Source organism: Microbacterium sp. NPDC089320 (assembly GCF_040684875.1).
Classification (GTDB): domain Bacteria; phylum Actinomycetota; class Actinomycetes; order Actinomycetales; family Microbacteriaceae; genus Microbacterium.
In genome coordinates this window covers 365,592-383,968 of the sequence record NZ_JBFBGY010000004.1, presented here as the reverse complement: position 1 = coordinate 383,968, position 18,377 = coordinate 365,592, and the positions used below count along the sequence as shown (strand labels likewise).

Annotated in this window: 14 protein-coding genes; 8 read left to right on the top strand and 6 right to left on the bottom strand. The window is 68.3% G+C overall.

What is annotated here, in order from left to right:
* The first annotated feature begins 19 nt into the window (after positions 1-19).
* Both AB0N61_RS13680 and AB0N61_RS13675 read left to right on the top strand, forming a co-directional pair.
* Entirely contained in the window at positions 20-487 is a 468-nt protein-coding gene (locus tag AB0N61_RS13680) for a MarR family transcriptional regulator (RefSeq protein WP_363364857.1), read from the top strand.
* A complete protein-coding gene (locus tag AB0N61_RS13675; protein WP_363364855.1) occupies positions 484-1,140 on the top strand; it encodes a hypothetical protein in 657 nt (218 codons plus the stop codon). Before AB0N61_RS13680 ends, AB0N61_RS13675 begins: the two co-directional genes overlap by 4 nt.
* Here AB0N61_RS13675 and AB0N61_RS13670 read toward each other — a convergent pair whose 3' ends face one another.
* Positions 1,141-1,551, bottom strand: a complete 411-nt coding sequence (locus AB0N61_RS13670; protein WP_167948267.1) for a hypothetical protein — start codon at positions 1,549-1,551, stop codon at positions 1,141-1,143.
* Between the two features lie 90 nt (positions 1,552-1,641).
* A complete protein-coding gene (locus tag AB0N61_RS13665; RefSeq protein WP_363364852.1) occupies positions 1,642-4,638 on the bottom strand; it encodes a glycoside hydrolase family 38 C-terminal domain-containing protein in 2,997 nt (998 codons plus the stop codon).
* A 190-nt stretch (positions 4,639-4,828) separates the two neighbouring features.
* Between AB0N61_RS13665 and AB0N61_RS13660 the strand changes: the two genes are divergently transcribed.
* A complete protein-coding gene (locus AB0N61_RS13660) occupies positions 4,829-5,860 on the top strand; it encodes a LacI family DNA-binding transcriptional regulator (RefSeq protein WP_363364851.1) in 1,032 nt (343 codons plus the stop codon).
* A 31-nt stretch (positions 5,861-5,891) separates the two neighbouring features.
* On the opposite strand, the gene AB0N61_RS13655 is transcribed toward AB0N61_RS13660, so the two are convergent.
* Entirely contained in the window at positions 5,892-7,202 is a 1,311-nt protein-coding gene (locus AB0N61_RS13655; protein WP_363364849.1) for a glycosyl hydrolase, read from the bottom strand.
* 211 nt (positions 7,203-7,413) lie between these two features.
* Between AB0N61_RS13655 and AB0N61_RS13650 the strand changes: the two genes are divergently transcribed.
* Genes AB0N61_RS13650 through AB0N61_RS13635 form a run of 4 tightly spaced genes read left to right on the top strand, consistent with a single transcriptional unit; the run spans position 7,414 to position 13,848 of the window.
* Positions 7,414-8,715 (top strand): extracellular solute-binding protein, encoded by a 1,302-nt coding sequence (locus AB0N61_RS13650; RefSeq protein WP_363364847.1) that lies wholly within the window; start codon positions 7,414-7,416, stop codon positions 8,713-8,715.
* Positions 8,716-8,756: 41 nt separating this feature from the next.
* Complete coding sequence (locus AB0N61_RS13645; RefSeq protein ID WP_363364845.1) at positions 8,757-9,644, top strand: sugar ABC transporter permease; 888 nt, start codon at positions 8,757-8,759, stop codon at positions 9,642-9,644.
* Complete coding sequence (locus tag AB0N61_RS13640) at positions 9,641-10,576, top strand: carbohydrate ABC transporter permease (protein WP_167948261.1); 936 nt, start codon at positions 9,641-9,643, stop codon at positions 10,574-10,576. Before AB0N61_RS13645 ends, AB0N61_RS13640 begins: the two co-directional genes overlap by 4 nt.
* Entirely contained in the window at positions 10,573-13,848 is a 3,276-nt protein-coding gene (locus AB0N61_RS13635) for a GH92 family glycosyl hydrolase (protein WP_363364843.1), read from the top strand. Before AB0N61_RS13640 ends, AB0N61_RS13635 begins: the two co-directional genes overlap by 4 nt.
* Before the next feature lie 19 nt (positions 13,849-13,867).
* Here AB0N61_RS13635 and AB0N61_RS13630 read toward each other — a convergent pair whose 3' ends face one another.
* On the bottom strand, positions 13,868-15,076 hold the full coding sequence (locus AB0N61_RS13630; protein WP_363364841.1) for an endo-beta-N-acetylglucosaminidase H: 1,209 nt from the start codon (positions 15,074-15,076) through the stop codon (positions 13,868-13,870).
* Between the two features lie 167 nt (positions 15,077-15,243).
* Positions 15,244-16,875 (bottom strand): fucose isomerase, encoded by a 1,632-nt coding sequence (locus tag AB0N61_RS13625; RefSeq protein ID WP_363364839.1) that lies wholly within the window; start codon positions 16,873-16,875, stop codon positions 15,244-15,246.
* A 195-nt stretch (positions 16,876-17,070) separates the two neighbouring features.
* Here AB0N61_RS13625 and AB0N61_RS13620 point away from each other — a divergent pair, with 195 nt between their 5' ends.
* Entirely contained in the window at positions 17,071-17,331 is a 261-nt protein-coding gene (locus tag AB0N61_RS13620; protein WP_363364838.1) for a hypothetical protein, read from the top strand.
* A gap of 25 nt (positions 17,332-17,356) precedes the next feature.
* Here the strand turns inward: AB0N61_RS13620 and AB0N61_RS13615 are convergent, their stop codons facing one another.
* Positions 17,357-18,343 carry a LacI family DNA-binding transcriptional regulator gene (locus AB0N61_RS13615; RefSeq protein ID WP_363364836.1) on the bottom strand — a complete coding sequence of 329 codons (987 nt, stop codon included), beginning with the start codon at positions 18,341-18,343 and terminating at the stop codon, positions 17,357-17,359.
* Positions 18,344-18,377 lie beyond the last annotated feature (34 nt).

Sequence of the window (18,377 nt, the reverse complement as noted above, 5' to 3'; positions counted from 1 at the left end):
ATGTAGTAGCATCACAATCATGGAGCCGCTCTTCGTCGACCGCCTGCTGCAGATCGCCGACCTCTTTCAGAGGGACATGGCACGCGCCTTCGACGGCACCGGACTCACGACTGCCCGCGTGCACCTGCTGTGGGTCCTGCAGCACGCGGGTCCGTCGACCCAGCAGACTCTCGCTCAGCTCTGCGAGGTCAGCCCCCGCAACATCACCGGACTCGTCGACGCGCTCGAGAAGTCGGGACACGTCCGCCGCGCTCCTCACCCCACCGATCGACGCGCAGTACTGGTCGAGTTGACGGGCGCCGCGACCAAAACGATGGCCCGGATGCAGGAGGAACACTCCCAGCTCAACCAGACCCTGCTGTCGGCTATCGACCCTGCCGACCGTGCGGCCGTCGAACGCGGCCTCTCCGCTGTGGCCACGCACCTCGAGCACCTCGTCGCCGCAGCGAGCACGGGCACCCTCCCGACGATAGAGGGCACACCATGACCGGCCAGGTGCAGACGACCGCTCCGAGCCCGACCCCGATCGCGCGCATCCTCAACGGCCTCCGTCGTGCATGGGTCGCCGAGCTTCGCGTCTACTCGAGCATCGCGCGTGCGATCGCTCGCCGCCCCGCCGTCCCGAAAGGCGGCACGGGCATCGGCTATCACCGCCCCGTGCTCACTGTGCTGTTCATCTTCATCGGCCTCTCGGCTGTCGAGATCCCGATCCTCGACCTGATCGTGCATCAGTGGCCCGTCGTGCGCATCACCCTGCTGGTGCTGGGGATCTGGGGCGTCACGTGGATGATCGGGCTGCTGTGCGCGATGCTCATGCGTCCGCACGCCGTGGGGCCCGACGGCGTGCGGGTGCGCAGCGGACTCGAGCTCGACGTGCCGATCGACTGGGCCGACATCGCGTCCGTCGCGATCGACCGTCGGGTCGACGAGCCCAAGCAGCCGCGGGTCGTCGGTTCGGAGTACGCCGAGCGGATGCAGGACGAGACGAACATCGAGATCGAACTCGAACGCCCGGTCGCGATCCGGCTCCCGGGGCTCGCACCGAAGGGCGGGACGCACCAGGTCGACCGCATCCGTCTCTGGGCCGACGACCCACGCGCCTTCCTCGACGCGGCCCGACCGTTCCTCCTCGCGGCCTGATCAGTCCAATCCGCGTTCCGCGAGCCACTGCTTCGCGACGAGCACCGGTGCCCGCACCAGCCAGGCGTCCGCGATGATCTCGGCCAATCGCTCGCGTTCCACCGCGTCGAGCTGCACCAGCAGCCCCGGGTATCCGTCGAAATGCGGAATGGAGAACAGTCCCTCGGGTTCCGCGGCGAGCAACGCGGCCTTCTCTTCGAGGCTGCCGACGCGCACTCCCAGCACCGTCCCTTCCGGCCATTCGAGCCCGAGGTCGGCGAGTTGACGCAGATCGACCTTGCTGGGCTTCCTCACCCAGGCGATCTGCCCACTCGGCAACCGCCAGGAGGGCTCGCCGGTGTGCCCGCCCACACGCTCGGTCACACCGGGCAGCGCGAGAGCGATCTCACGGACGTCTTCGACGGTCGCCATTCGTTCATCGTCCTCCGGTGAGCCGACCGCCACAACACCCGAAAGGGCCCCGCACCCGAAACGGCCGCGGGACCCCGAGAGCTTCGGACCTCAGCGCACGATGCGCAGCGTCCGCACCTCGAACGGACGCAGGCGCAGTTCGCCGCCGACACGCGCGTCATCGAGCGCATCCTCGATCAGCGAGACCTCGCGGATCTCCCGGTGCTCGAAGTCGGCGACCAGCGTGCCGACGGCGCGGCGCCCGAGCGCCTCGTAGAGACGCACGACGACATCGCCCGACCCATCGTCGGCGAGCTTCACGCCCGAGACCACGATGCCGTCGCCCTCCACGGACACGAGAGGCGCGACCTCGCGCGCGCCGCGCATCATCGTCGGCAGCGAATTGAGTCGGATGCCCTCGGTCGTGGCGATCGCCGCATCCGCCCCGATCACGAAGCCGATCGTGATCTCGTGGTGCCCGTGATCGGTGTCGGGATCGGGGAACCGGGGCGCGCGCAGCAGCGAGAGTCGCACGGTCGTGGCCACGGCGTCGTCCGACACCTCGCGCGATGTGTCGTACCCGTAGATCGAGTCGTTCACGAGCGCGACGCCGAAGTCCTGCTCGCGCACCAGCACGAACCGATGCATCGAGGTCTCGAACTTCGCGGCCTCCCAGCTGGTGTTCGTGTGCGTCACCCGCGACTGGTAGCCGAACTGCGTCTCGGCCTCGGTGTGCGTGGCCTGGATGTCGAGCGGGAAGGCGAGCTTGAGCAGCTTCTCGGTCTCGTGCCAGTCGACGTCGTTGCGCAGCAGCACGGTGCGCTCGCCCGGCGCCAGGGTGATGGTCTGCTCGATCGTCGACTCCGAGAACGCCCGGGTCACGGAGACGGTCGCGACACCGGCGACGACGGATGCCGAGATCGAGGAGACCGCCGTGAGATCGTCGACGCTGTTGCGGTAGTAGCGGTCGATGTCCCAGGCGTCCCACATGTTGGGGAAGTCCTGGTGCAGCTGGAACAGATTCGCCGCACGCCCCTCGGCCACCGTCTCTCGACCGGTCGCCTTGTCGACCGCCGAGACGATGAGCCCGTCGGCCGAGATCAGCACCGAGACCAGCTCGTTCTCGAGTCGCCAGCCGCCGTCCTCCCCGGCGAGGAGGACGGATGCCGGGGCCGGCGCCTCGACGAAATCGGCGCCCAGCGCGCGACCCGCGCCGCCGACCGAAGTCGGCACGAACAGCAGCTCGCGCTCCCCCTCTCCGGCGAGCGACCGACGGGCTGCATCCGCCAGATCCCGCGCATCGGAGAGCACGTCGGAGAGCACCTCGACGGCCTCGCGGTGCACCCACGCGATGGAGGTGCCGGGGAGGATGTCGTGGAACTCGTGCAGCAGCACGGTCTCCCATAGGCGATCGAACTCGGCTCGGGGATAGGCGGCACCGGTGCGCACGGCATCCGTCGCGGCCCACAGCTCGGCCTCGACGAGCGCGTGCTCGCACCAGCGGTGCAGCGCCTTGGTGGCGTGCTGGCTGGTGAGGGTGCCGCGGTGCAGTTCGAGATACAGCTCGCCGACCCACACGGCGGGGTTCGGCAGCTCGGCACGGGCCGCCTCGAAGAAGCTGTCCGGGTGCTCCCACACGACCCGTGCGCTGCCCTCGAGGTTCTCAAGACGCTTCGCCTTGCCGGTCATCTCCCGCGTGGTGCCGCCGCCGCCGTCTCCCCAGCCGACCGGGGCGATCGACCGCGAGGTCACTCGGTTCTCCTTGAACTGACGGGAGGCCTTGGCGACCTCCATGCCGCTCAGCTGGGAGTTGTAGGTGTCCATCGACGGGAAGTGCGTGAACACCTGCGAGCCGTCGATGCCCTCCCAGAGAAAGCTGTGGTGGGGGAACACGTTCTGCTGGTTCCACGAGATCTTCTGCGTGAAGAACCACTCGAAGCCGGCACGGCGCATGAGCTGGGGCAGGGCGGGCGAGTATCCGAAGCTGTCGGGCAGCCAGACGCCCTTCGAACGGATGCCGAACTCGCTCTCGAAGAACCGCTGACCGAACGAGAACTGACGCACGAGCGATTCACCCGAGGGCATCACCGTGTCGGATTCGACCCACATGCCGCCGAGCGGCAGGAACCGCCCCTCCGCGACCGCGGCCTTGACTCTGGCGTAGACCTCGGGTCGGTGCTCCTTGAGCCAGGCGTACTGCTGGGCGCTCGACATCCCGTAGAGGAAGTCGGGCTGCTCCTCGATCAGCGTCGTCATCGAGGAGGTGGTGCGGGCCACCTTGCGGATCGTCTCGCGCACCGGCCACAGCCACGCCGAGTCGATGTGCGCATGTCCGATCGCCGAGATGCGGTGCGCGCTCGCCTCGGCAGGCGCGGCGAGCACGGGGGCGAGCCGAGCCCGGGCGTCGGATGCGGTGGCGACGATGCGCTGCAGGTCGAGCACGTCGAGGGCGTCGTCCATCGCCTGCAGGATCTGCATCCGTCGCGGCGAGGTCGCGGGCAGCTCGGCCTGCAGCTCGAACAGCACCTCGAGGTCGAGCGACAGCTCGAACACCTCCTGCTCGAACACAGCGAGGTCGATGCGACGGGTGCGGTAGAGAGGCTCACGCGACGAGGTGCGGATGTCGCCCTCCTGCGTCGGGAGGAAGGGGTGGTAGTCGAGCAGCACCGGGTTGGCTGCGGCTTCGAGGTAGAGCTCGACCGGCTCGTCGCCGTGCGCGCTCTCGGTGATGGGCAGCCACTGATTGCGGGGGTTGATGCTCTTCACCGGCGTTCCGTCGGGACGGTACACGAGAGCCTCGCACTGGAAGCCGGGCATGTTGATGTCGAACCCGAGGTCGATGACCGCCTCGACCCGACGGCCGGCCCAATCGGCGGGCACCGCGCCGGTGATCTTGAACCACGTCGTCGACCAGGCAGGACCCCACATGCTGGGCACGGATGCCGGAGCGAACTCGAGAGCGAGCCCCTCGGCGGGGCTGATCGGCTCGCCGGGGAGCTGGTTGATCTCGACGGTGAGGGGCACGGCGGCCGAGTGGACGGCCGGGCGGATGCGCTCGTCGAGCACCCTCTTGACGCGGCCGACGGTGAGCGAGGTGTCGTCATGCATGTATGTGGTTCTCCGGGCTCGACGGTGAGGGGGGTCGTGTGCGTGGTGCGTGACTGGGACCCGGTGATCGGGCCGATGCCGACAATGCTATCGGATTTACTAAAGCGATCTAGTGGATTCGCGACGAAACGTTTCGGGCGGCGGTCAGGCGGCTACCGACTGGCTAAACCGATCAAGTAGTGTGAGGCCCATGACCTCGGGCAAACGCGTCACCATCGCGGACATAGCGCGCTTGGCCGGAGTCTCACCCGGAGCCGTGTCGTTCGCGCTCAACGGACGCCCCGGCGTGAGCGACGAGACGCGGCAGCGGATCCTCGCGATCGTCGAGGAGAACCACTGGCAGCCGAGCTCGGCGGCGCGTGCCCTGGTGGGCGCCCGTGCCAACACGGTCGGCTTCGCGCTCGCACGGCCCGCGCGCTCCCTGGGTTCCGAGGCGTTCTTCACCGACCTCATCGCAGGCATCGAATCCCGGCTGTCCGAGAACAAGGTCAGCCTGCAGCTGCGCCTGGTCGCCGACATCGCCGAGGAGATGGAGGTGCACCGGCAGTGGCGCTCCTCGAACCAGGTCGACGGCATCATCCTCATCGATCCCCGCGACGACGACCCGCGCAGCGATCGGATCGCCGCCCTCGACGCCCGCGCGGTGATGATCGGCTCGAAGCCCTCGCCCGACGGATCGGTGCCGAGCGTCTGGATCGCCGACGACGAGGTGGCCGAGACCCTCTTCTCCTACCTCGCAGCCCTCGGGCACACCCGCATCGCGTACGTCGCCGGCCCCGCCGAACTCGAGCACACCCGGCTGCGCGCCGAGGTGCTCGATCGCATGGCGGCCGACGGCGTGTCCGGCGAAGTGATCACGACGGACTTCTCGCCCGCACGGGCATCCGCGGTCACGCGATCGCTGCTCTCTGCGAGACCCCGCCCGACCGCGATCGTGTACGACAACGACGTGATGGCCGTCGCCGGCCTCCGCGTCGCTCAGGAGATGGGTCGCACGGTTCCCCGCGACGTCTCGATCGCATCCTTCGACGACTCGGTCATCGCCGGCCTGATCAATCCCTCGATCACCGCGATGACCCGCGACACGTTCGAGCTCGGCGAGCAGGCCGCCACGCTGCTGCTGCAGCAGATCGTCGCAGGTGCGAACCTGCCCAGCGCTCAGGGCCCGACGCCGACGCTCACCGCGCGTGAGAGCACGGCGCCGCCGGCATCCGATTCCTGACGCCGGGTCGTCGACCGCTGGGGCGCCGCGATCAGCCGCTCACGACCGTGTTGACGGAGCCGTAGGGGTCGACGCCGCTCGTGGCCAGGTCGGGACGAACCAGATCGCGGATGCCGCGCGCCGCGAGCGCAACATCATCGCGTGCCGTCCGGGAGGTCACGAAGGCCGGGTCGAGGCCCCGCTCGCAGGCGTCCACCCACGCCTGGAACACGGCACCGCCCGGGCTGAGCGCCGCCCGGCTCACCGGCACCTCGCGCTCGTCGACCTCGACGACGATCGCGGTCTCCCGCGCCGGCGTCGCGGCCCGTTCGCGCAGTTCGGGGATCAGCTCGGCGAACCGGCGGCCGATCGGCTTGGCCGCGCCGCTCTGATCGACGAGTCCGAGGGAGTACTCCAATTCGGGGAAGTCGCCCAGCTCTCTGCTCACATCGTGGGAGCACCACCAGGTCACGCCCCAGAGGTTCTCGGTGTGCACCGCCGAACGCAGAGTCGCCTCGAGGAATCCGGGCATCTCGCTCTCGTCGAGGCAGTTCGACGGCGCCCCCACCTCCTGAAGCCAGACCGGTCGATCCCGGTCCGTGGCGAACGCACGGGAAAGTTCGATGAGGTACTCGGCGTGACGGTCGGAGGCGACCGAGCGGCCGCCGTAGCGCTGAGCCGTGCCGTTGAAGATCCAGGAGTGGATGGTCGTCATCTCGCCGAGACGCGACGCATGGGCGGGGGTGAACCCATGACCGTCCATGTACCAGACCGCGTCGTACTCGCTGTGGACGTGCGCGAGACCGGGGGCTGCGCTCTCGGCCGCCGCGAGCAGCGATTCGATCCAGTTCCCGGCCTCGTCGACCGTCACGGGCCACGGCGACGGATGCGTGTGCGCCGAGAACTGATTCGTCTCGTTGCCGAGCGTGAGACCGAGGAAGTTCGGCGCATCGCGCAGCGCACCGGCCAGGGTGTGCACCAGGTCGACTTGCCCGCTGAGCGCCTTCGGATGGGTGAACATGTTGCGGTCGTGCCAGGTGTACAGCCACGACGGGACGAAGTCGAAGCTCGACAGGTGCCCCTGGATCACGTCGACGCTGACATCGAGGTCGAACTCGGCGCCGATGTCGACCATCGCTCGGACGTCGTCGATCGCCTTCGGGCGGATCAGAGTGCGATTCGGCTGCAGCACGGTCCACAGCGGGAAGACCCGGACGTGGTCGAGCCCGAGGGCGGCGAGAGCCGCGAAGTCCCTGCGCACATCGTCGGGGGTGAAGTCGAGCCAGGAGTGCATCCAGTCCTTCGACGGCGTGTAGTTCGCCCCGAATCTCAGGGGAGCATCGAGAGCGCGGCGCTGCGTCATGTGTCCGGACCTTTCCGACGGAGTCCTCCGGCGAGGACATGTCGCATCACTATAACGCTTGAGCAGAAGTGCGCACACCGAAATTCCGCCACTCTCGCCTCCCACCGAGCCCGCGACCTTGACATGGCCGGGATCCGATGGTTTCATCTGCTAAAGCGTTGTAGTCCGCCCGACGGACACCGCCAATCGCCCGCCTCGAGGAAGAAGCACGATGAAAGTTCCTGCACGCATTGTCGCTCTGGCAACATTCACGATCGGCGCCATGGCGCTCGCCGGCTGCACCGGTGGCGGCGCCGCATCCGGTGCCGACGGACCGATCGACACGTCCGGAGAACTGAGCGGAACCATCCAGTTCCAGACCTGGTCGCTGAAGAACGAGAAGTTCACGCCCTACTTCGAAGACCTGATCGACGCGTTCGAGAAGGAGCACCCCGATGTCACGGTCGAATGGCTCGACCAGCCGGGCGACGGCTACCAGGAGAAGATCCTGAGCCAGGCGAACGCCGACACGCTCCCCGATGTGCTGAACCTGCCGCCGGACATCGCGTATCCCCTCGTCGCCGCGGGCAAGCTGGTCGACCTCGAGACGGCCGACCCGGATCTCGCCTCGGCGTACAACGCCGGCGCATGGGACGCCTACAGCCAGTACCCCGGCGTCGAGGGCACCTACGGTCTGCCGTGGTACCTCTCCAGCGACGCGTCGTGGTGGAACCTCGCTCAGCTCGCTCCCTACGGCGTCACCGAGGAGAGCCTGCCCACGACGGTCGACGAACTGCTCACTCTCGCGAAGGACGTCGCGACCGAGTCCGGCGGGAAGGTCCAGCTGCTGTCATCCATCCCGGCGCTCGACACGTTCACGTCGGCGGGCATGGAGGTCATCAACGACGACGGAGAGTTCGACTTCAACACCCCCGAGGCCGCCGAGATCATCGAGAAGTACGCCGACGCCTACGCGGCCGGAGCGATGCCCGCCGAGGCGCTGACCGGCGACTACGGCGGGAACGCCGAGGCATACATCCAGGAGAAGGTGGCGTTCACCACCGGCGGGACGGGATTCACGACCGACCTCGCGAAGGATGCGCCCGCACTTCTCGAGAACACGGTCGCCACACAGCGACTCGGGATCCCGCCGCTCTACGTGCAGGGCCTGAACGTCTCGGCCGACTCCGACAACAAGGAGGCTGCCCTCGCGTTCGCCGAGTTCGCGACGAACGAGGAGAACCAGGTCGCGTTCTCGTCGCTCGCCGTCGGCACGGCACCGGGCACGTCGGCGGGCGGTGACGCCGTCGTCGAGAACATCTCGTCGTCGATCACCGACGAGAAGCAGCTCTCCGCGATCGACACCGTGTTCACGGCCATGGAAGACGCCAAGGCCATCCCGTTCCAGTGGACGTCCGACATGGCGACGTACATGACCCAGCAGATCGCGCTCGCCGTCAACGGCGAGGCCGACGCGCAGGAGCAGCTCGACAAGATCGTCGAGTACGCCAACGCGAACCGCGTGGACCAGTGAGCATGAGCGCGGACACCAGCATCCGGAGCAGGAGGACGACCATGCGATCGCACCGGTGGTTCACACCCTGGCTGCTCCTCGGCCCCGCCGTCGTCTGGGTGCTGGTGTTCGCGCTCTGGCCGTTCCTCAACACCGTCTTCCTGAGCTTCACCGATGCGAAGCCGCTGCGGACCCCCGAGTTCGTCGGCGGTGCGAACTACGAGCGGATGTTCGGCGATGAGATGTTCTGGAACGCGCTCACCACGTGCATCATCTACGTGGTCATCTGCGTCCCGCTGCTCACGATCCTTCCCCTGCTGCTCGCCCTGCTCGTGCAGAAGAAGCTGCCGGGCATCGCGTTCTTCCGCACCACCTTCTACTTCCCGGTGATCGCCTCCGTCGTCGTGGTCGCCCTGATCTGGACGTGGCTGTTCGACAGCCGCGGCATCATCAACCAGACGCTCGAATTCCTCGGCCTCGTCGACAAGCCGATGGCATTCCTCGTCGACCGGTGGCTGCTGCTCGGCTGTGCGATCCTGCTCACGGTGTGGAAGGGTCTCGGCTACTACATGGTCGTGTACCTCGCCGCCCTCGGCAACGTCGGCAAGGAGCTGCACGAGGCGGCCATGCTCGACGGTGCCGGCTCGTTCCGTCGCTTCCTGTCGGTCACGATTCCCTCGGTGCGCGGCGCCATGCTCCTGATCGCGGTGCTGATCGCCGTGTCGGCGATGAGGGTGTTCGCCGAGCTCGACGTGCTGTCGAAGAGCACAGGCGGTCCCGGCGGATACGACATGTCTCTCGTGATGCTGATCCGCCAGGTCGGCTCGGGTCTCAACGGCAACATCGGCTATGCGTCGGCGATCAGCGTCGCCCTGTTCCTCCTCACCCTCATCCCGCTCGCCGCGATCGCCTTCATGAATCGCGAGAAGAAGGCGAAGGTCTCCGCATGAGCACCCTCACTCCGCCCCGCATCGACGCCGATCCGCGCCCCGACGATCAGCCCACGCCGACCACGCGCGAACCCCTCTTCCGCCGCCGCGGCTCCGGCGACTTCAGCAAGCCGACGCTCGGTGGGCTGATCGGCCGCTACGCCCTCCTGCTGTTCGTGCTGGTGCTCGTGATCGGGCCGTTCCTCTGGCAGTTGTCGACGTCGTTCAAGGGACCGCAGGAGAACATCTACTCCTTCCCCCCGAACCTCATCCCGCGCGAGCCGACGCTGCAGAACTACGTCACAGTCGCCGAGATCGTGCCGGTCTACCTCTACGCCTGGCACTCGCTGCTCGTCTCGGTGGGCACGGTGCTCAGCAACGTGATCCTCGCGACCTTCGCCGGATACGCCCTCGGGTGCATGCGCTTCCGTGGCAAGTGGATCGTGATGGCCATCCTGCTCTCGACCCTGCTGTTCCCGGGCGAGGTCACCGTCACGAGCAACTTCCTCACCATCCGGGCCCTGGGGCTCGCCGACACCCTGTGGGGCGTGTTCCTGCCCGGTGCCATCAGCGCGATGAACGTGCTGCTCGTCGCCACCGCGTGCCGGATGATCCCGAAGGACGTGCTGGATGCCGCGACCGTCGACGGAGCGACGACCTGGCAGCGCATCCGCCACATCGTGTGGCCGAACATCCGCGGCATGGTCTCGGTCGTCGCCATCTTCGCCTTCATCGGCGCATGGGACGACTACCTCTGGCCGCTCATCGTGCTCTCCGATCCGTCGAAGTACACGCTGACCGTCGGCATGGCCTACCTGAACAGCAGCTTCTCGGTCGATCCGCGCCTGATCGCGGCGGGCACCATGATCGCGCTCGTGCCGATCGTGATCATGTTCTCGTTCACGCAGCGGTTCTTCTTCAAGGGCGTGCAGGAGGGCGCGGTCAAGGGGTGAGCGCCGCCGATCTCACGCCGGCCGACGGACCGGCAGACCCTCCCTCGTCACGCCCGCGAGCAGGTGTGCTCGCGGGCCCCGTCTTCGCGTTCTCGTTCGATCCGTCAGCGGGCGAACAGCGGATCGAGGTGCCAGGCCTCGCCGAGTTCTCGATCACTCCCGGCACCCTGGTCCACTGGGCGTTCTACGCCGACGGCCCGGCGGCGACTCACCCTCCCCATGCGGCGCTCGCGGTGAGCATCGATGTGCGCACGGCCGGCGGTGCACGGTTGAGCGACATCTCCGCCGTGCGCGACAGGTACGACTTCGCCCTCACCGCTGACGCCCAGTTCGCCGCGCGCTGGAGCATGCCCGAGCAGTGGAACGCCGACACGGTGTCGCTCGCGCCGCTGTGCCTCGGTCCCGAGCGCGACGCCGTCGGCACCGTCGAGCTCGTGCTGGGAACCGCGACGCTCAGCACCCGAACCGACCTGCCCGCGCGCGTGACGGGTTTCGTGCAGTTCGCGCTCGAGGAACAGGATGCCGTCGACGATCCACCCCCGGTCGAGCGCGTCGACACCCGCCGCGGCAGCCATTCCGGCCCTCGATTCTCGCGGGGCAACACGATCCCCGCCGTGGCCGTGCCCCATGGCTTCACCTTCGTCACGCCGGCCACCGACGCGTGCGACACGCGCTGGCCGTATCGACCCAGCATCCATGACGATCCGCCCGGGCGACGTCTCGAGGCGCTGCAGTTCTCGCACCAGCCGAGTCCGTGGATCGGTGACCGGTCCGTGCTGCAGCTCATGCCCTTCGACGGCCACCCGACGTCGGTGCGCGAGAAGAGGCGCCGCTGGATCACTCCGGGTTCGGAGCGCGCCCGGCCACACGAGTACGCCGTCGATCTCGGCGGCGGTCTTCACGCTGAGATGACGGCGACGTCGCACGCCGCCGCGTTCCGGGTGCACGGCGACGACCCGCGCCGGACCGTCGGCTTCGTGATCGACCAGCCCACCGACGAGGGACGACTCGTCTGGACCGAGGCCGGCGGCTTCGAAGGCTGGACTCCCGAGGGCTCCGAAGACTGGGGCAATGCGCCGCGCTGCTACTTCGCGGGGATCGTGGTGCGCGGCGAGGCAGACGACGGGCCCGGCCCACGGGGCGCGCTCGACGACGACGGACGGGCGCGCGTCGCCGGATACGTCGCGGGGCGCGGATCGCTCGAGGTGCGGGTGGCGGTGTCATTCCTGTCGGTCGAGCAGGCCAGGCGAAGTCTCGACCTCGAGGCTCCCCGCAGCGCCGCCTATGAGGACCTGCGCGCTGATGCAGCAGCATCCTGGAATCGGGTGCTGGGTCGCGTGACCGTCCCGCCCCTTCCCGCGGAGGAGGAGCCGTACCGCCGGCTGACCGACGACGAGAATCGGGACCGCATCGCCGCCGCGCTGCACCGGATGCATCTGTATCCGAACACCGCCGCCGAGAATGCCGGCACCACGGAGGCGACGGCGTATCGCTTCGCCGATGTCTTCGCCCCTCGTGAGCCGTTCGGGGAGAGCGAGACCACCGCGCCGATCGTCGACGGCGAGCTCGTCGTGAACAACGGCTACTGGGACACCTATCGCACCGAGTGGCCGGCGCTCGCACTGCTCGATCCTTCGCTGACCGGCAGGCTGCTCGACGGCCAGCTCGAGCAGTACCGTCGCGGGGGCTGGATGGCGAGGTGGAGCGCGCCCGGATACGTCGACAGCATGGTCGGCACCTCGAGCGACCAGATCTTCGCCGACGCCGCCCGCTGGGGCGTCGATTTCGATCGCGCGACGGCCTTCGAGAGCGGATGGCGGAACGCCTGCGAACCCGGACCCGACGCACTCCGCGGCCGCAAGGGCATCGCGCGCGGTCGTTTCACCGGGTACATCGCCTCGGAGGTGCCCGAGGGCATGAGCTGGACGATCGAGAATGCCGTGAGCGACGCCGCGCTCGGCCGCTTCGCCGCGCAGCTCGCTGCGGAGGCGGTATCGACCACGGATGCCGCGCGCTATCGCGCATTCGCCCGGTACTTCGCCAATCGCGCGCTCTCGTACCGCACACTGTTCGATGCGGAGTCCGGGTTCCTGCGCGGACGCGACTCGGCCGGGGCCTTCACGCCGGACTTCGACCCGCGGATGTGGGGCGGCGACAACGTCGAGACGAACGCCTGGGGAATGTCGGTCGGCGCGGTGCACGACGGAGCGGGACTGGCCGCGCTGCACGGAGGCCCGGCCGCCCTCGGCCGACACCTCGACGCCCTCTTCGCCGAGCCCGAGACGGCCGACGATCGGTTCGGCGGCTCGTACGGCGCGGTGATCCACGAGCAGCGCGAAGCACGGGCGCTGCGATCGGGCATGTGCGCGATCTCGAATCAGCCGGCCCACCACATCCCGTTCATGTACGCCTTCAGCGACCGCCCCTGGCGCAGCGGCGAGATCGTCAATGATCTCGCCGGTCGCCTCTTCGCCGGCGCGCACATCGGTCAGGGCTTCCCGGGCGACGAGGACAACGGCGAGATGAGCGCGTGGTGGCTGTGGGCAGCCCTCGGTCTCTACCCGCTGGAGCTCGGCTCGGGAGTGCTGCGCATCGGGTCTCCGCTTCTCGACGACATCCGCATCGACCGCGGCGACCGCTCGTCGCTGCGCATCCGATCTCATCGCCGCGCGCCGGGCGCCCATGTGCTCGTGAGCGCACGTCTCGACGGGACCGCACTCGAGAGGGCCGAACTCGCGATCGATGCGATCGTCGGCGACGCCGAGGTCGAGCTGATCTTCGGCACGGACCCGGGGGACGCGCTCGAGACGGGCGCGCGCGAGTCGCCTCCGGTCTCGGAGTGGCGACGCGACCTGACGACGAGTGGGGATGCCGACGCCAGGGGCCGTGGCGCAGTCGGCAGACCGGGAGAGGCGATCGCCTCGTCCGGCGTCGCCGGCGCCGGCGCCCTGTTCGACGACGGCGACCCGCTCGGATCGAGCGGTGTCGCGCTGGCTGTCGGCGAGTGGGCTGGATGGCGCTTCGCCGAGCCGCAGACCGTGACCGACGTCACCGTGACGGTGATCGGCACCGCGCCGTCGCGCGCCCTCGTCTGGGAGTTCCTCGACGCCGACGGCTCGTGGACGGCGGCGCAGACGACGCACCACGATCGTCTGCCCGCCGACCGCACGACCCCGTTCACCTTCGCGGAGTCCGTCGTGACCCCGGCCATCCGCGTGCGGACGGAGGCCGAGGTCACGGTCCGTCAGCTGGAGCTCTTCGACCTCAGCTGACCTGCCGATGTCGGGGCGATCACTTCGACAGGACGAACGTCACCTCGGTGGCGTTCCCTGCGACGTCGACGACCTTCAGGGTGTTCTCGCCCGCCACAGCGCCGAACGCTCCCGGCTTGACGCGGTTCAGGTCACTCCATCGATCGTCGACCAGGTCCTTCTCGACGCCATTCAGGAACAGGCGGTCGACCTTTCCCTCGTCGTGCAGAGCGAAGCTCACGCGCTGGTACGACCCGTCGACCCTGAGCTTGGTGAACTGCGAGCCCTCCTTGATCGTGACCGTCGGCGATGTGGTGTCGCGCGGTGCGGCCCGGTACTCCGTCGCCTCGCCCTTCAGAGCCTGCGTGATTCCCGAGAGATACGCCGACTGATCTGTCGCGGTGAGGTTGTAGGCGACATAGACGCCGTAGCCGTCGGCGACCGTGCGCGTCGCGAAGTCCGCCGCCGTTGCCGCGCTCGTCTGGGAGAGATCGATCGCCGCGGCCCCGATGCGGCTGCGATCGTCGAGTCCCGGCACGGTCGGCGCGTCATACGTCGGGTAGTACGGGTTCCACGCGTAATCGAGCACGTTCGCCGCGTCGAACAGGGTGAAATCGGTCATCGTGTACGTCGGACCGATCGCATACAGGCTGATGATCTTGTCGGGGCCGAGACGATCACGCAGCGCCGTGGCCAGCCAGCCGAACGATTCCGCGTTGGGCTGAGGCGTGCCGTTGACTCCGTACTCGGTCCACTCGTCGTCGAAGTCGATGCCGTCGAGGCCGTAGGTGGTCACGGCGTCAGCCAGCTGCGCGGCGAACGCGTCCGCCTGCGCGTAGGACGTGAAGTTCGCGAAGCCCGCTCCCTGGTGGTTGCCGAGCACCGAGAGCAGCACCTCGGTGCCCGTCTCCTGCACCGGCCGGATCTGCGTCTCGGCATTCTCGAGGGTCTCGGTGACCCGCTCGTTGAAGTGCAGATACGCCTTCTCGCCGTCGTAGTTGATGTTGGCGGCGAAGATCATCGCCATGTCGATCGCGGCGTCTCCCGAGTCGGCGAGAGTGTAGTCCGCCACGTTCGCTAAATCGTTCGAGTTGACTTCGACGTACACGGCGAGCTTCGGTTCGACTGCGTCAGCCTCCTCGGCGGCGGCCCCTGTCGTTCCGGCGAGGATCCCCGCCGCGGCGGTGGCGAGCGCGCCGAGACCGGCGATGCTTCTTCTGAATCGGTGATTCCTGACGTTCTGGCCCATGACCGAATCGTCTCCTTCGGCGTCGTTGTCGAATCCGGCCGCGTCGTCGCGACCTGCCGCCGACTATAGCGCTTAAGTGATCGAGGGGGAAGGCGACGACGACGAGGGGCGGATGCCGCAGCATCCGCCCCTCGTATCCCTCTCCGCCCTCCCCGGACGGCTCACGCTCAGACCGAGACGTCTCCGACCAGGTTGACCTTGATGCCCATCCCCTGGAACATCGCCGCCTTCGCGATCAGCGCCCGGTCAGCCGTCTCGGCATCAGGCGCGTAGACGAGCTGGGCGTGGTTGGCCTTGTGGCGGGCCATGAACTGGTCGCGCGAGACACCGTGCAGCACGACGTGAGCGATGGGCCACTCGGGGTTCGTGGCGTCCTTGCGCCGCTGGGTCTCTTCCGCAGGCAGCTCGACGACGGACGCCCGGAAGATGTCGGCCTGCAGGATGCCGTCGGCGATGAACACGCGCGAGAGCACGATCTCACCCGGCTTCGAGACGCCGTTGATCGTGGCGCCGCCCGCGGGGAAGAAGACATGGCCCTGACGCCATCCTTCGGCGTTCTGCCATCCGCCGAGGTGCGAGGCCGGCACGGAGCCCGAGATCTCGTAGACCCACACGAACTCGCCGTCGAAGTCCTCACCCCAGCGCACGTCGTGCAGCGTGTTGTCGGGCACGAGACCCATGGCGCGCCACACCCGGTCGGTGACGAGCGCGTCGACCGCGACGCCCTCGTCGGCCTCGTTGAAGTGCGGGAACGCGCGCCCCTCATGCAGCACCCGCGAGCCGTCGCGCGAGGTCACCGGCGGACGCTCTGTCGAGTTCAGGATGCCCTCGGCAAGGTCCGACGCCGGCACGAGGTCCTTCAGGCCCTGCTGGTACTGGATGCCGACCGCGTCGAGCCCGAAGTCGTCGGCGATGCGGAGGGCGGCGATGTACATCTTCAGCTGCCACTGCACCTGCTCGCGGGTGAGCTCGGTGGCGGCATCCTCGCCGTAGACGAACGTCATGCCGGCATCGATCAGCCAGTCGTAGGCGGCATCCGCCTCGTCTTCCGTGACCTCGAGCATCTCGGCGTAGAGCGCCGACTGCGAGAGCCGCTCCTTGTAGATGCCGGTCTGATTCAGCAGCTCATCGTCGAAGATGGCGTTGTACATGCCCATGCAGCCCTCGTCGAAGACGCCGACGATGGCCTTCTCGGCGAGCAGTTCGGCGGCGAGCGCCTCGCCCAGCTGCTTCTCCGGGCTCTCGGGAAGCTCGGGCAGCGGCCGCACGTGCGACGCGTCGTGGGTGATCGATCCGGTCTCGGTCCATTCGCGGATGCCGTCACGGAACCACTCGTCGGTGAAGTCGACCGACCAGATGGTCGCGTACGGCTTGCCCATCTTCGTGAGTCCCGCGTTGAGGCCCAGCAGCCCCACGAGGCCGGGCCAGTCTCCGGCGAAGTTGGCGACGGTCAGGATCGGCCCCTGATGCGTGCGGAGTCCGGCGAGCACGTGGTGCGAGTACTGCCACACCGCCTCGGCCACGATGAGCGGAGCATCGACCGGGATGTTCCTGAAGACCTCGAGGCCCATGCGCTGGCTCGAGATGAAGCCGTGCCCGGTCTCGGGGTCGACCTCGTTGGCGCGGACGACCGTCCAGCCGAGGTCAGTGAAGACGCCCGTGACACCGGCTTCGAGTTCGACCTGCACGGGCCAGCCGCCGGTGTTCGCGGCTTCGCGCAGGTCTCCCGATGCGATCAGGTACGCCGTCTTCGGGGCAGTGGCCGGTCGGGATGCCGGTGCCGGCAGGGTGTAGGTCATGACTCGCGTCCTCCTTGATCGCACGTGTTCTGCAACTGTAGCTGAAATCGATTTCATGACACAACCGGTCTGCGGCGATCGCCCCTGCACCGGCGCTCGCGCGATCGAGTTGTGCACGATCCCCGGGTACTCCGGCATACAGTGCGGACCTGCGGTGACATCCTGATCCCCTCGACGAACAATTGGGTTATGGAGATGAGCGATCCGCAGGCCTGGACGATGATCGGCATCTTCGCCATGGCGATGCTCGGCGGGATGACCCTGATGACGACGCAGTTCATTCGGGTGCTGCGCGCAGAGATCGGTGCGCTGCGAGCGGAGACGCGTGCCGGCTTCGACGTCGTGACGGTGCGGCTCGACTCCCTCGATACCCGGCTCACGCGCGTCGAGGGCAAGGTGGACGATCTCGACACCGAGCTCACGAACCTGGCGACCCGCTTCTGGCGCTCGCAGTAGCGTGAGCGCTGTGTCCTCGGGTGCGTCAGCGATGTGCGACGCGCGCGGGCAGGACCTCGCCCGACAGCACCACGGTGCGCGGCGGCCTGCGGTCGCCGCCGATGCGTTCGAACAGCATCCGCGCCGCGCTGACCCCCATCTGCCGGGCCGGCAGACGAACGACCGTCACCGCAGTCGGCGACAGCGTCGTGAAGGGCAGGGAGCCGATCACCGCGACGCCGATCCGCGGCGGGGTCAGGCCCTGCTCGCTGAGCACCTGGATCGCACCCACGCCGATCAGGTTGTTGCCGGCGACGACGGCATCCGGCGGCTCGGGCAGCGCGAGGAGCTCCTGCATCGCATCGCGCCCGCCGTCGACACGGAAGGTCGAGAACCGCTCGAGCTCGTCGAGATCCAGATCGGGGTGCGCCGCGGTCAGCACCGCACGCCAGCCCGCGGCGCGCTCGACGGCCGTGTCGATGTGCTCGGGCCCGCCGATGTAGGCGATCCGCCGGTGACCTGCGTCGAGCAGGACCTTCGCCGCCGAGCTGCCGGCCTCCCGGTTCGCCATCACGACACCGTCGATGTCGTAGGCCGTCGCACGATCGACCGCGACGACGGGGCGGCCCGTCGCGACGATGCCGTCGAGGTCGGATGTGCCGTCTGCGGTCGCGATGATCACGCCCGACATGTGCTCGGCCATCGCGATGCGCAGATACGCCGCCTCCTTGTCGACCTGGGAGTCAGAGTTGCAGAGCACCACCGAGTACCCCGCCTCCGACGCGACGTCCTCGACGCCGCGTGCCATCTCGGTGAAGTACGGGTTCTCGATGTCGGGGATCACGAGCGCGATCACCTCGGAGCTCTGGAGGCGCAGGTTGCGCGCGGCGCGGTTGGGCGTGAACGCCAGCTCGGATGCCGCGCGCCGCACGGCATCCGCCTTCTCCTGCGACACGCTCGTGCCGTTGAAGACCCGGGACACGGTCGCCGGAGACACGCCCGCGCGGGACGCGACGTCGTAGATCGTGGCCATGGGCACTCACTGTAATCGATGTCAGATCGAGCGC